The sequence below is a fragment of the Streptomyces sp. NPDC057253 genome (assembly GCF_042669125.1).
GTDB lineage: Bacteria > Actinomycetota > Actinomycetes > Streptomycetales > Streptomycetaceae > Streptomyces.
The window spans coordinates 16,784-29,844 of the sequence record NZ_JBHUXV010000015.1; the positions used below are offsets into that span (position 1 = coordinate 16,784).

The 13,061-nt window shown below is 71.2% G+C and carries 12 protein-coding genes; 5 read left to right on the forward strand and 7 right to left on the reverse strand.

Annotated features, from left to right (window positions below):
* Positions 1 to 71 precede the first annotated feature (71 nt).
* Positions 72 to 1,244 (reverse strand): glycerophosphodiester phosphodiesterase, encoded by a 1,173-nt coding sequence (locus ACFULQ_RS10890; RefSeq protein ID WP_383541156.1) that lies wholly within the window; start codon positions 1,242 to 1,244, stop codon positions 72 to 74.
* A 371-nt stretch (positions 1,245 to 1,615) separates the two neighbouring features.
* Between ACFULQ_RS10890 and ACFULQ_RS10895 the strand changes: the two genes are divergently transcribed.
* The gene (locus tag ACFULQ_RS10895; RefSeq protein ID WP_125191514.1) at positions 1,616 to 2,287 is read left to right on the forward strand and encodes a 1-acyl-sn-glycerol-3-phosphate acyltransferase; all 672 of its coding nucleotides are present in this window, start codon (positions 1,616 to 1,618) and stop codon (positions 2,285 to 2,287) included.
* An 81-nt stretch (positions 2,288 to 2,368) separates the two neighbouring features.
* On the opposite strand, the gene ACFULQ_RS10900 is transcribed toward ACFULQ_RS10895, so the two are convergent.
* The 4 genes from ACFULQ_RS10900 to argH all read right to left on the reverse strand — a co-directional run bounded on the left by ACFULQ_RS10900 (position 2,369) and on the right by argH (position 7,022).
* Positions 2,369 to 3,886: an MFS transporter gene (locus ACFULQ_RS10900; protein WP_383541160.1), complete on the reverse strand. Its 1,518-nt coding sequence runs from the start codon at positions 3,884 to 3,886 to the stop codon at positions 2,369 to 2,371.
* The gene (locus tag ACFULQ_RS10905) at positions 3,883 to 4,431 is read right to left on the reverse strand and encodes a TetR/AcrR family transcriptional regulator (RefSeq protein WP_383541163.1); all 549 of its coding nucleotides are present in this window, start codon (positions 4,429 to 4,431) and stop codon (positions 3,883 to 3,885) included. Before ACFULQ_RS10905 ends, ACFULQ_RS10900 begins: the two co-directional genes overlap by 4 nt.
* Before the next feature lie 84 nt (positions 4,432 to 4,515).
* Positions 4,516 to 5,487, reverse strand: a complete 972-nt coding sequence (locus ACFULQ_RS10910) for an aldo/keto reductase (protein ID WP_383541166.1) — start codon at positions 5,485 to 5,487, stop codon at positions 4,516 to 4,518.
* Between the two features lie 104 nt (positions 5,488 to 5,591).
* Entirely contained in the window at positions 5,592 to 7,022 is a 1,431-nt protein-coding gene (gene argH, locus ACFULQ_RS10915) for an argininosuccinate lyase (RefSeq protein ID WP_383541169.1), read from the reverse strand.
* Between the two features lie 198 nt (positions 7,023 to 7,220).
* On the opposite strand from argH, the gene ACFULQ_RS10920 reads away from it, so the two are divergent.
* Both ACFULQ_RS10920 and ACFULQ_RS10925 read left to right on the forward strand, forming a co-directional pair.
* On the forward strand, positions 7,221 to 8,150 hold the full coding sequence (locus ACFULQ_RS10920; RefSeq protein ID WP_383541172.1) for a hypothetical protein: 930 nt from the start codon (positions 7,221 to 7,223) through the stop codon (positions 8,148 to 8,150).
* A gap of 121 nt (positions 8,151 to 8,271) precedes the next feature.
* Complete coding sequence (locus tag ACFULQ_RS10925; protein WP_383541175.1) at positions 8,272 to 8,859, forward strand: pyridoxamine 5'-phosphate oxidase family protein; 588 nt, start codon at positions 8,272 to 8,274, stop codon at positions 8,857 to 8,859.
* A gap of 27 nt (positions 8,860 to 8,886) precedes the next feature.
* Here ACFULQ_RS10925 and ACFULQ_RS10930 read toward each other — a convergent pair whose 3' ends face one another.
* Together ACFULQ_RS10930 and ACFULQ_RS10935 are read right to left on the reverse strand one after the other, a co-directional pair.
* On the reverse strand, positions 8,887 to 10,329 hold the full coding sequence (locus tag ACFULQ_RS10930; protein WP_383541178.1) for a sensor histidine kinase: 1,443 nt from the start codon (positions 10,327 to 10,329) through the stop codon (positions 8,887 to 8,889).
* Positions 10,326 to 11,066 (reverse strand): response regulator transcription factor, encoded by a 741-nt coding sequence (locus ACFULQ_RS10935; protein WP_383541181.1) that lies wholly within the window; start codon positions 11,064 to 11,066, stop codon positions 10,326 to 10,328. Before ACFULQ_RS10935 ends, ACFULQ_RS10930 begins: the two co-directional genes overlap by 4 nt.
* Positions 11,067 to 11,217: 151 nt before the next feature.
* On the opposite strand from ACFULQ_RS10935, the gene ACFULQ_RS10940 reads away from it, so the two are divergent.
* Together ACFULQ_RS10940 and ACFULQ_RS10945 are read left to right on the forward strand one after the other, a co-directional pair.
* Positions 11,218 to 12,573, forward strand: a complete 1,356-nt coding sequence (locus ACFULQ_RS10940; protein ID WP_383541183.1) for a ferric reductase-like transmembrane domain-containing protein — start codon at positions 11,218 to 11,220, stop codon at positions 12,571 to 12,573.
* A 20-nt stretch (positions 12,574 to 12,593) separates the two neighbouring features.
* Positions 12,594 to 13,052 (forward strand): FMN-binding protein, encoded by a 459-nt coding sequence (locus ACFULQ_RS10945; protein WP_383541185.1) that lies wholly within the window; start codon positions 12,594 to 12,596, stop codon positions 13,050 to 13,052.
* Positions 13,053 to 13,061: the final 9 nt, after the last annotated feature.

The window sequence follows — 13,061 nt, forward strand, 5'->3', positions numbered from 1 at the left end:
GGTACGACACGGCCGCCCGGGACATGGGTTGCCCGGGCGGCCGTAAGTCACCCCCATCGGGGGCCGGTGGCTCAGCCGTTGACGAAGTCCTGGCGGGCGAGGAGGCCGGTGTCCGGGTTGTCGGTGAAGACGCCGTCGATGCCGGTGGCGAAGTACCGCTTGAACGCGCCGAAGACGTCTCCGTAGGCGTCCGCGTCGGTGCCCTTGCGGTACTCGGCCGGCAGGAAGGGGTTCTCGTTGCGCATGGTGTAGGGGTGCAGGATCAGCCCCACCTTGTGCGCGTCGGCGACCAGGGTGGTCTCCTTGTCGAGGCTGCCGTCCGCCTTCTTGGTGATGACCAGGTCCAGGGTCGGGCCGATGCCCTGGGCGTACCCGGCGATCTCCCTGAGGCCCTTGGGGGTGATCAGGTCGGCCACCGTGCGCGGGTCTCCGGTCTCGACGAAGTCCCAGGGGCGGGTGCTCGCGGCGGAGAGCAGCACGACCAGGGGGTTGTCGACGAGCTTGTTCAGGCGCTGGATGCTGGTCGGCTCGAAGGACTGGAGGATGACCGGGGAGTTCCGGCGGTCCTTGCCGTGCTGGTGCAGGAGCTTCGCGACCCGCTCCTCCAGACCGAGGCCCAGCTTGCGGAAGTAGGTGGGGTGCTTGGTCTCGGGGTAGATCCAGACCTGCTTGCCGCGCTTGCGGGTCTGCTCGTCCTGCCACTTCAGGACTTCCTCGAAGGTGGGGATCTCCCAGCGGCCGTTGTAGAGGGTGTTGTGCGGGCGGTTGGCCGGGATGCGCTCGATCGCGCGGAGCGTCTTGAGCTCGGCGAGCGTGAAGTCCTCGGTGAACCAGCCGGTGACGGAGACACCGTCGAGGACCTTGGTGGTCTTCCGGTCGGCGAACTCCTTGTGGTCGGCGACGTCGGTCGTCCCGCCGATCTCCGGCTCGTGGCGGCAGACCAGGTGGCCGTCCTTGGTGGGGACGAGGTCGCCGGCCTCGACGATGTCGGCGCCCAGGTCGAGGGCGAGCTGGTAGGAGCCGAAGGTGTGCTCGGGGCGGTAGCCGCTGGCGCCCCGGTGGCCTATGACCGTCGGCACGGGCAGGCTCTTCAGCCCGCCGCCCCTGCCCTGCCCGGCGGATCCCGAGGTCGCCGCTCTCGCCGTACCCGTGAGGCCCAGGACCGCTCCCCCGGCGCCGAGCATCGCGGCTCCGAGAAGTGCCCGTCGTCCGGTGCCGTCCGTGTGCTCGTCCTGCGATCCCATGTGGACCCCTCCTGCCGTCGCCTCTTCGATGCGGGCCGATCGTAGGTGTGTGTCCATGACGGACGGGAGACCTGCGGCGGAACACGCGGGTGACGTGGGATGTCGTATGGGAACAGATGTCTGATGACTCGTCGGCTTCACGGCGGGGAGCCGGGGTACGCGTCCGTCGGGGCGACCTCCGTCACATCGTTCCGCCCGGGTTTCCGGGAGGCAACGGGGCCTCCCCGCAGGTAAACGAGCGTCAACAACGCGTAAGACCTCGGTGAACCCGCGGTGCTCGATGTGCACGATTCGCCGAGCCGCGAGTAATGTCCTCACCTGCACAGACTCATACAGTTTCCCTGGCCGTTCTCTTGACATCGGAGGGCCCGTTGTCCCGCTTCGTGCTCATCAAGGCAGTGCTCGGACCGATCATGCGCCTGATGTTCCGCCCCCGGGTGGAGGGCGCGGAGCACATCCCGGGCGACGGTCCCGTCATCCTGGCCGGCAACCACCTCACCTTCATCGACTCGATGATCCTTCCGCTGGTGTGCGACCGGCAGGTGTTCTTCATCGGCAAGGACGAGTACGTCACCGGCAAGTCCCTCAAGGGCCGGCTCATGGCCTGGTTCTTCACCGGGGTCGGCATGATCCCGGTGGACCGCGACGGCGGCCGCGGGGGCGTGGCCGCGCTGATGACCGGGCGGCGGGTCCTGGAGGAGGGCAAGGTCTTCGGGATCTACCCCGAGGGGACGCGGTCGCCCGACGGTCGGCTGTACCGGGGGCGTACCGGGATCGCCCGGCTGACCCTGATGACGGGCGCGCCCGTCGTGCCCTTCGCGATGATCGGCACGGACAAGTTGCAGCCGGGCGGGGCGGGGATGCCCCGGCCCGGGCGGGTCACGGTCCGGTTCGGTGAGGCGATGGAGTTCTCCCGCTATGACGGGATGGACCGCGATCGGTATGTGCTGCGGGCCGTGACGGACTCCGTGATGACCGAGGTCATGCGGTTGTCGGGGCAGGAGTATGTGGACATGTATGCGACCAAGGCCAAGGCTGCGTAGCCGGTTCGTCGTCGGGTGCGGCGTCGTGGGGGCTGGTCGCGCCCGCGCGGCGGAGCCGCAAATCGACACAGCCCCGCGCCCCTAAAGACCCAACCGTTGGTTCTTCAGCATGAACCAAGCCGCCACCGCTGTGGCGATCAGGACTGCTGCTCCTGCGCCCGCGGCGATGGTGAGGCCGTCCACAAAGGCTTCTCGGGCCGACGACAGCATGTCCTGAGCGGTGTTCGTCGGCATGCCGGACGCCGCTTCCACCGCGCCGCCCAGTGACTCGTGGGCGCCTGACGGAGTGCCCGCCGGGGCCGCGAAGCCTCGGTACACGCCCGTCACGATCGAGCCCAGTACCGCGATGCCCAGGGCCGCGCCCAACTCGTACGCCGTCTCCGAGACCGCCGAGGCCGCGCCCGCCTGTTCCTTCGGGACGCTCGACAGGATCACGTCCGCGGTCACCGTGAACGAGAAGCCCGCGCCCACGCCCACCACCAGCAGCGCCGCGCCCAGCACCGGGTAGCCCGTGGACTGGTCGAGGACGGTCAGGGAGGCCAGGGCCAGGCCGATGGCCGCGAGGCCGCCGGAGACCACCGCGCGTACCGAGTAGCGGCGGGCCGTCGCGCCGGCCACCAGGCCCGCCGCCACCGCTCCGACCGCCGCCGGGAGTTCGGCCAGGCCTGCCTCCAACGGGGGCCTGTCCTGGACCAGTTGGAGGTACTGGGAGAGGAAGAAGACCAGGCCGGAGAGGCCGAGGATGGTCAGCAGGTCGGCCAGGACGGCGCCGCTGAAGCCGCGGTTGCGGAAGAGGCGCATGTCGAGAAGGGGGGTCGGGAGGGTCAACTGGCGGCGCACGAAGGCGTAGAGGGCCGCCGCGCCCAACAGGCCCGCGGCGAGCGGCTCCCAGGTGACGCCGTGCGACGCGGCTTCCTTCACCGCGTAGACCACGCCGATCATGCCGACCAGGGACAGGGTGACGCTGATCATGTCCCAGGGGCCTGGGTCCGGGTTGCGGGACTCCGGCAGCAGCTTGATGCCGACGAGGACCAGGACCGCCATCACCGGCAGGTTGATGAGGAAGACCGAGCCCCACCAGAAGTGTTCGAGGAGGAAGCCGCCGACGATGGGACCGACCGCCGTGCCGGCGGAGGCGGTCGCGCCCCAGATGCCCACGGCGAGGCTGCGTTCGCGCGGGTCGTGGAAGAGGTTGCGGATCAGGGCCAGGGTGGCGGGCATCAGGGTCGCGCCGGCGACGCCGAGCAGGGCCCGGGCCAGGATCATCAACTCCGGTGTCGTCGCATAGGCGTTGAGGACGGACATCGCGCCGAACGCCGTCGCGCCCAGCAGCAGGATCCGCTTGCGGCCGATCCTGTCGCCCAGGCTGCCCATCGAGACCAGGAGGCCGGCGATGACGAAGGAGTAGACGTCCCCGATCCACAGGAGTTGGGTGCCGGTCGGCTTGAGGTCCTCGCTGATGTAGGGGGTCGCGAGGCCGAGGACGGTCGCGTCGACGGCCACCAGCAGCACGGCGAGCACGAGGACGGACAGCGCGAGCCAACGGCCGGGGCGCTTCACCGCCTCGGTCGTGGTCGCCGGCTGCAGGGTGCTGGTCATGATTCCTCTCTCCGTAGTGCGCCACCGAGCAGCAGCTCGGTGATCATGTGGGTGAAGTCCTTGGGGGCGACGCGGCCCGCCTGGGTGGCCCAGGCGCACGAGGCGACCAGGCCGTAGAGCGCCTCGGTGAGCCAGACCGGGCTGAGGTCGATGCGGAACTCGCCGCTCTGCTGGCCGCGCACGAACACCGAGGCGATCCGCAGGTCCAGGCGCGACCAGGGGTCGCTGCCGCCGTTCTCCCACAGTTCGTTCTCGCCGTAGAGGAAGGCCAGCAGGCCGGCGACGGGCTCGATCTCGCGGACGAGCCTGCGGACGGCCTCGCTCGCGGGCCCCTCGTCGAGGCGGGCCGCGTCCAGTGCCGCCTCGCACTCGGCGATGCCGTGCTCCTCCAGCGCGCGGACGAGCGCGTCACGTCCCGCGAAGTGCCGGTGCAGCGTGGCCCGGCTGATCCCGGCGGCCTTGGCGACCTCGTCCATGGTCGCGGTGGCTTTGCGGGTCAGCAGGGCCGCGGCACTGCGCAGCACGTGGTCACGATCGACAGCCATGAGACAAGGGTACCTCGTATGAGACATTGGCGTCTTATGCGAGGTACGGAGGTCTCATCTACGTCGACCGGATTCGCGTTTCTCTCAGTGCCAGGGCAGCTGACCGCGCCGCTGCCAGTAGATCTGCGGCTCCTCCACCAGCTCTCCGAGGCGGGCCAGCTGGTCGTCGTCCAGGTCGACCACGGCGGCATGGAGGTTGGAGGCGAGCTGGCTGGTCGTGGCGGCTCCGGACAGGACCACTCCGGCCCAGGGCTGCCTGAGGACCAGCGCCAGGGCCACCGAGTCGCAGCCGAGGGACGTCTCCTCGGCTACGGCCTTCAGGGCGTCCGGGGCGTGCGGTGCGGCCAGCCTGCCGTTGGCCATGCCCTCCTTGACGATCACGGTGAGTCCGGCGTCGTGGGCCTCGGCGAGGGCGGGGGCGGCCGAGGTCTCCAGGGCGTTGTAGGTCGACTGGACCGTACGGAAGAGGGGCTCGCCGTCCACGGTCACCGCCAGTGCGGCGCGGATGGCGTCCGCCTGGGCGGGGCCGCTGGTCGAGAAGCCGATGGTGGTGCCCTGGGCCGCCGCTTCCGCGAGCCTCGCGTGGAGTTCCTTGTCGGTGAGGGCGGGGCTGTCGGGGGTCACCGAGTGGATCTGGTAGAGGTCGAGGTGGTCGCCGAGGAGCGCGGCGGTTTCGGCGCGCTGGCGGTCGTACGTCTGGACGCTGTGGTCCTTGACCTCGTGCTTCTCGGCGGTCGTGGTCCAGTCGGCGGTGTAGGTGTAGCCCCACTTGCTGCCGATGACCACGTCGTCTCGGCCGGGGTTGGCGGTGAGCCAGTCCGCGAGGAACTCTTCGCTGCGGCCGTAGGAGCGGGCCACGTCGAAGTAGCGGACGCCCTGGAAGTAGGCGGCGTCGAGGAGTTCGTGGGTCCGGGTGCGGAGGGCTTCGACGCTGCGGTCGTCTCCCAGGTCGTCGTCTCGGCCCAGATTGATGTAGCCGGGGCGGGCGACTGCGGCGAGGCCCAGGCCGATGTGGCAGGTGGGGGTGGTTGCTGTGGCGAGGCGGGCGAAGGGCATACCGCCAACGTAACGCGGGATGCCCGTTCGCCTCAGGGGGTGGGTTATTCGGTGCGTTGGCGGGTGCGGCGGCGTCGTGGCTAGTCGCGCAGTTCCCCGCGCCCCTAAAGGCCCTTCGCCTGAACCCACTCGTGCTGCGCCGCCAGGTTTGCCTTCACCTCGGCCAGCTGGACCGCCACCGCGCTCGGGGCCGTGCCGCCCCTGCCGTTCCTCGATGCCAGGGCACCCGGGACGTTCAGGACCGTCCTCACCTCCGGGGTCAGGTGGGTGCTGATCTTGGCGAACTGGTCGTCCGTGAGGTCGTTCAGTTCCTTGCCCTCTGCCTCGGCCGCCTTCACGCACTCGCCGGCGACCTCGTGGGCCACCCGGAAGGGGACCCCCTGCTTGACCAGCCACTCGGCGATGTCGGTGGCCAGGGAGAAGCCGGCCGGGGCCAGTTCCTCCATGCGGTCGCGGTTGACCGTGAGGGTGGCCATCATGCCGGTGAAGGCGGGGAGCAGGACCTCCAGCTGGTCGCAGGAGTCGAAGACCGGCTCCTTGTCCTCCTGGAGGTCCCGGTTGTAGGCGAGGGGGAGCGCCTTGAGGGTGGCGAGCAGGCCCGTCAGATTGCCGATCAGGCGGCCGCTCTTGCCACGCGCCAGCTCCGCGATGTCCGGGTTCTTCTTCTGGGGCATGATCGACGAGCCCGTGGAGAACGCGTCGTGCAGGGTCACGAAGGAGAACTCCTTCGTGTTCCAGATGATGATCTCCTCGGCGATCCGGGAGAGGTTCACGCCGATCATCGCGGTGATGAAGGCGAACTCCGCGACGAAGTCACGGGAGGCCGTGCCGTCGATGGAGTTGCCCACCGAGCCGTGCTCGAAGCCGAGGTCCTTGGCGACCGCCTCCGGGTCCAGGCCCAGGGAGGAGCCGGCCAGGGCGCCCGAGCCGTACGGCGAGACCGCCGTGCGCTCGTCCCACTGGCGCAGCCGCTCCGCGTCCCGGGACAGGGACTGCACGTGGGCCAGGACATGATGGGCGAACAGGACCGGCTGGGCGTGCTGGAGGTGGGTGCGGCCGGGCATCGCCACGTCCGGGTGGGCCTCCGCGAGACCGACCAGCGCGTCCTGGAGCTCGGCGATCAGGCCGCCGATGATCCGGGCGTGGTCCCGCAGGTACATGCGGAAGAGGGTGGCGATCTGGTCGTTGCGCGAGCGGCCGGCGCGGAGCTTGCCGCCGAGGTCGGGGCCGACGCGCTCCAGCAGGCCCCGCTCCAGGGCGGTGTGGCAGTCCTCGTCGGCGATGGTGCCCACGAAGGAGCCGGCGGCCACGTCGGCCTCCAGCTGGTCGAGTCCGGCGAGCATGCGCTGGAGCTCGTCCTCGGTGAGCAGGCCCGCCTTGTGCAGCACGCGCGCGTGGGCCCGCGAACCGGCGATGTCGTAGGGCGCGAGCCGCCAGTCGAAGTGGACGGACGCGGACAGCTTGGCCAGGGCCTCGGCGGGACCGTCGGCGAAACGACCGCCCCAGAGCCGGACGTCACCGCTGTTGCTGCTCACTTGCGTTGCTCCTCACCGCTGCGCTCAACCTTATGCATGATTATGCAGAGTGCTGCATGATTCGTCAATTCCAGCTCGGGCGGCAGAGAATTTGCGGTCCCTTTGAACACCGGAAACCGCTTGCCCGTACTTCACGCCGAACGCAGGCGCCGCGTTTGTAAACGAAGACCACTTCCCGACCCCGAGTGAGGCATCCGCATGTCCAGGGCTCTTCCGAAGTACAACAAGCGCCGCGTGGCGATCATCGGTGGCGCCGCCGCCGTGGCACTGACCGGGGCGATCGTCGCCGGTACCGCCCTCGCCGGGGAGACCTCCAAGAGCAGCAACAACGCCACCGCCCGCACGCTGGCCTCCCCCGGCACGATCAGCTGCCCGGACGTGGCCTCGAAGCTGCCCGCGATCCCGGCCACCGCCAAGGCCGAGGTCGACCGGAACCTGGCCCTGCTCCAGACCCAGATCAACGAGGCCAACAAGCGGCTCGTCGACACCGTCGGCCAGGGCGGGCCCAACTTCGTCCAGAACGCGATCACCGGCCCGCTGAAGGACAAGCGCATCGCCACGATCAACCGCATCGCCACGGCGATCGGCCGTACCGCGGCCAAGCCGACCGGCCTGGACGCGCTCGCGCCGTGCACGCTGAACGGCGCCGGCGCGGCCGGCACCAACACCGGCAACGCGGGCGGCAACGCCAACGCGGGCAACGGGAACGGCAACGGGAACGGCAACGCGAACGCCAACGCGGGCAACAACGCGAACGCCGGAGGCAACGCCAACGCCGGAGGCAACGCCAACGCCGGAGGCAACGCCAACGCCGGAGGCAATGCCGCGACCGCCGCCGGGACGATCAGCTGCCCGGACGTGGCCTCGAAGCTGCCCGCGATCCCGGCCTCCGCCAAGGCCGAGGTCGACCGCAACCTGGCCCTGCTCAACACGCAGATCGCCGAGGCCAACAAGCGGCTCGTCGACACCGTCGGCCAGGGCGGACCGAACTTCGTCCAGAACGCGATCACCGGCCCGCTGGCCGACAAGCGGAAGTCGACCATCGACCGCATCGCCATCTCCATCGGCCGTACCGCCGCGAAGCCGCAGGGCCTCGACTCCCTGGCCGCCTGCACGGTCTCCAAGTGACGTGACAGGCGCTGTGGCCGCCCCGTGTGAGCGCCGGCCGGGGCGGCCACGGGCTTGTCCGCGGAAGTGGACGCCCGAATTCCTTAGACAGGCGAAAGGTTTGCACCCATAATGCTTAGACATGGGAAAGACCTATGAGCGCATAGACGGCCGGCTGCGGACCTTCATCGAGGCGCAGCCCCTCTTCTTCACCGCGACCGCTCCCCTCTCCGGCGACGGCACGGTCAACCTCTCCCCCAAGGGCCTGCGCGGCTCGTTCGTCATCCTCGACGAACTCACCCTCGCCTACCTCGACTTCGCCGGATCCAACGCCGAGACGATCGCGCATCTGCGGGAGAACGGCCGGATCACCCTGATGTGGTGCGCGTTCCAGGGGCCGCCGAACATCGTGCGGGTGCACGGGCGCGGTGAGCCCGTCTTCCGGGACGACCCACGCTTCCCCGACCTGCTCTCCCACTTCCCGGACATCGACCCCACCCAGCACGGCCTGCGGGCGATCGTCGTCGTGACGGCCGAAGTGGTCCGGGACTCCTGCGGCTACGCGGTGCCGTACATGTCGTACGACGGCGACCGTGAGCTGCACGGCAAGCGGTTCGCGCGCGAGGACGACGAGTCGCTGAGCGCCTACTTCGCCAAGAAGGACCACATCGCCACGAGCCTGGACGGACTTCCCGGACTGCCGCTGCCGTTGCCGCCCTCCGCGGTCTGACGTCCCCGGCCCCGGACCACCCGAGGCTCACCCGCTGCCGAACCGGACCGTGAACGTCGTCGATCCGGGCCTGCTCTCCACCGTCACCGCTCCCCCGTGCGCCTCCACCACCGCCGCCACGATCGACAGGCCCAGGCCCGCGCCGCCGGTCTCCGCCTTGGTGCTGCGGTCGGCCCGGGTGAAGCGGTCGAAGACGCCCGGCTGGATGTCCTCCGGGATGCCGGGGCCGTCGTCGTGGACCCTGAGGGTGACCGTGCTGCCGTCGGTCTCCAGGGTCACCGTCACCTTGGTGCCCGCCGGGGTGTGCAGGCGGGCGTTGGACAGCAGGTTGGCGAGGACCTGCTGGAGGCGGTGTTCGTCGCCCGTCACCGTGACCGGGTCCTCGGGAAGGTCCAGCTCCCAGCGGTGGGCGGAACCGGTGGCCCGCGCGTCCGCGAGGGCGTCCAGGACCAGGCGGGTGAGGTCGACGGGGGCGGCCTCCAGGGGACGGCCCGCGTCCAGGCGGGCCAGCAGGAGCAGGTCGTCGACCATCGCGCCCATGCGGGTGGACTCGGCGGCGATGCGCTCCAGGGCGCGGGTGACCTCGGGCGGGACCGGGCCCGGGTGCAGCAGGGCGAGTTCGGCGTGGCCGCGGACCGAGGCGACCGGGGTGCGCAGCTCGTGGCTGGCGTCGGCGGCGAAGCTGCGCAGCCGCTCCTCACTGGCGTGCCGTTTGGTCAGGGCGTCCTCGACATGGCCCAGCATGCGGTTGAAGGCGCCGGCGACCCGGCCCACCTCACTGCGCGGGTCGGACTCCGGGGCCCGGGGCGGCAGGGCCACCTCGCCGCTGGCCAGCGGGAGTTCACTGACCCGGGTGGCGGTCGCGGCGACCCGGCTGAGCGGACGCAGGGCCCAGCGCACCCACAGGGCGCCGGCGACGCCGGTGGCCGTGAGGGCGGCGCCGAAGACGATCGCGGCGAGCAGTTCGAGTCGGTGGACGGCGGCCTCGGCGGGCTCCAGGGGCAGGCCGGTGATCAGGACGTCGCCGTCCAGCCCCTGGGTGGCGAGCACGCGGTAGTCGTCCAGGGCGGAGAGGTCGACGCTGTGGCCGCGGCCGTCGGCGGGGATCGCGGCGAGCCGCTCGCGGTCGGCGGCGGTCAGGTCGACGTTCAGGGTGCCGGTGGACCGGACCACGGCCGCGTTGGTGACGGTGCCGTCCACGAGGCGGGCCCCGAAGGTGCCGGTCGCCTGGCGGCGGGTGTCGCCGTGCTCGTCGCCGTCCTTGTCGTTCTTCACCGGCTCGCCCTTGTGTTCCAGGCTCACCGCGAACCTGTTCCCGGCCTCCGTCAGCTGCTCGTCGAGGCGGCTGGTGAGGAAGCCGCGCAGGCCCAGCACCGCGGCGACGCCGACCGCGGCGCAGCTGACCGCCAGCAGCACCACCAGGCCGAGGGTGAGCCGGGCCCGCAGGGTGTGCGGTCGCAGGCTCCTCACGGCGTCACCGGTTTGATCACGTAGCCCGCCCCGCGCACGGTGTGGATCATCGGCTCGCGGCCCGCATCCACCTTCTTGCGCAGGTAGGAGATGTACAGCTCGACGACATGGGCCCGGCCCCCGAAGTCGTAGGACCACACCCGGTCGAGGATCTGGGCCTTGCTGAGCACGCGGCGCGGGTTGCGCATGAGGAAGCGCAGCAGCTCGAACTCGGTCGGGGACAGTTCGATGAGCTCACCGCCGCGGGTGACCTCGCGGGCCTCCTCGTCCATGACCAGGTCGCCGACGGTCAGCCGCGGGCCCTCCTCCAGCTGGCGGGCCATGCCGGCGCGGCGCAGCAGTCCGCGCAGCCGGGCGACGACCTCCTCCAGGCTGAACGGCTTGGTGACGTAGTCGTCGCCGCCCGCGGTGATGCCCTTGATGCGGTCCTCGACGGCGTCCCGGGCGGTCAGGAAGAGCACGCAGACGTCCGACTTCACGGTGTGCAGGGCGCGCAGGACGGCGAAGCCGTCGGTGTCCGGGAGCATCACGTCCAGGACGACGGCGTCGGGCAGCAGCTCCCGGGCGGCAGTCACCGCGGAGGCGCCGTCCCCGGCCGTGCGGACCTGCCAGCCCTCGTAGCGCAGGGCGCCGGAGAGGACCTCGGCGAGATCGGGGTCGTCGTCGACGACGAGGACGCGCAGCGGGGTGCCGTCGGGGCGGGTGAGGGCGGGGCGGCCGGAGCGTGCGGTGTTCATGGCCCCTCCAGGATCACCCCTGGCCGGGGTGGAGCGGGCCCCGGGAAGCTCTGAGTTCCCTCTGAGTGTGGTCTGCGGGGTGCCGGTTCAGAGCGTCCTGAGAGGTTCGGCCCGCACAGTGGCGTTCCGGACGGCAGAGAGGACCCACTCCATGACCACCCTGTACGAGCGGACGGCGGCACCGCCCGTCCCGCTGGCGCCCCGCCGCTCCCCGGCCGGGCCGCTGCTCGTCCTGTTGTGGGGCGGGGCGGCGGCCGTGATCGCCCTGTGGTGGGCCGACACCGGTTCCGTGGTCGGTGCCGCCGGGTGGCTGACCGGGGCCGGGCGGATCGCCGGACTGCTGTGCGGGTACGCCTGCGCGGTGCTGGTGGGTCTGATGGCACGCGTCCCGCTGCTGGAGGAGCGGATCGGCGCGGACCGGGTGGCCCGCTGGCACGCGATGGCGGGCCGCTACACCGTCTGCCTGCTGCTCGCGCACATCGGGCTGATCCTCACCGGGTACGCGGCCCAGGACGGGGCCTCGCTGTGGCACGAGACCGTCACCGTGGTCCTGGACTACCCGGAGATGCTCAAGGCGACCGCCGGCACGGTGATCCTCCTCGCGGTCGGCGTCACCTCCGCGCGGGCGGTGCGCCGCCGTACCGGCCACGAGTTCTGGTACTACGTCCATCTCCTCACCTACGCGGCCGTGTTCCTCGCCTTCGGTCACCAACTGGCCCTCGGCAACGACCTGAGCGGCAACTCCGTGGCCACGGCCGCCTGGTACGCGCTGTACCTGGGCGTCGCCGCCCTGGTGCTGTGGTTCCGGGTGCTCGCCCCGGTGCGGCTGAACCTGCGGCACCGGCTGCGCGTGGAGTCGGTGCACCAGGAGGCGCGGGGCGTGTGGTCCGTGGTCGTCGCCGGGCGCGGGCTCGACCGACTCGGCGCGGAGCCGGGGCAGTTCTTCCGCTGGCGGTTCCTCTCCGCGGGCCTGCGGTGGACCTCGACGCCGTACTCCCTGTCGGCTCCGCCCCGCCCCGACCGCATGCGCATCACGGTCAAGGCGCTCGGCGACCACAGCACGGCCGTGGCACTGCTGCGGCCCGGCACGCGCGTGTGGGCGGAGGGGCCGTACGGCTCGCTGACCGGGGACCGGCGGACCTCCCCCAGGGCGCTGCTCATCGCGGGCGGGGTCGGAATCACCCCGCTGCGGGCCCTGTTCGAGACGCTGCCGGGCGAGGTCACCCTGCTGTACCGGGCGCGCACGGTCGAGGACCTGGCGCTGGGCGCGGAGTTGGAGGCCGTCGCGCGCTGGCGCGGGGCGCGGGTGCAGTACCTGCTCAACGGCCCGGACGGCCGACGCCCGCGGGTGACGGCCGAGTTGCTGCGGGCCGCCGTACCCGACGACCTGGCCGGGCGGGACGTCTACCTGTGCGGACCGCACGGGTTCGCCCGTGAGGTGTACGAGGCGCTGCGCGCCGCCGGGGTGCCGGACCGCCGGATCCACCACGAGTCGTTCGAACTCTGAGAGCTGTGAGGCCGTAGGACATGCACGCGTTGAGGAAGAACCACCCGCTGCGCCGGATCGTGCTGGCGAGCGCCGCGACGGTCTCCGGGATGGTGCTGCTGCTGTCGCTGAAACCGCACGCGTCGCCGCAGGCCGCCCTGGCGCTGCCCGCGCCCTCGGGCAGCGCGAGCGCGTCCGGGGGCACCGGCTCGGCCGCCGCCGGTACGAAAACCGTCGACGGCGACACGGTCCAGACCCGCTGGGGGCCGGTCCAGGTCCGCATCACCGTCAAGGACGGCAAGCTCACCGAGGTCACGGCGATCACCTACCCGTCGGACAATCCACGGGACCAGGAGATCAACAGCTATGCCCTGCCCCGGCTGCGCACCGAGGCCCTCACGGCCCAGAGCGCGGACATCGACACCGTCTCGGGGGCCACTTACACGAGTGAGGGTTACCGCCAGTCACTCCAGTCCGCACTGGACTCGGTGAGCGGCTGAACACACCGG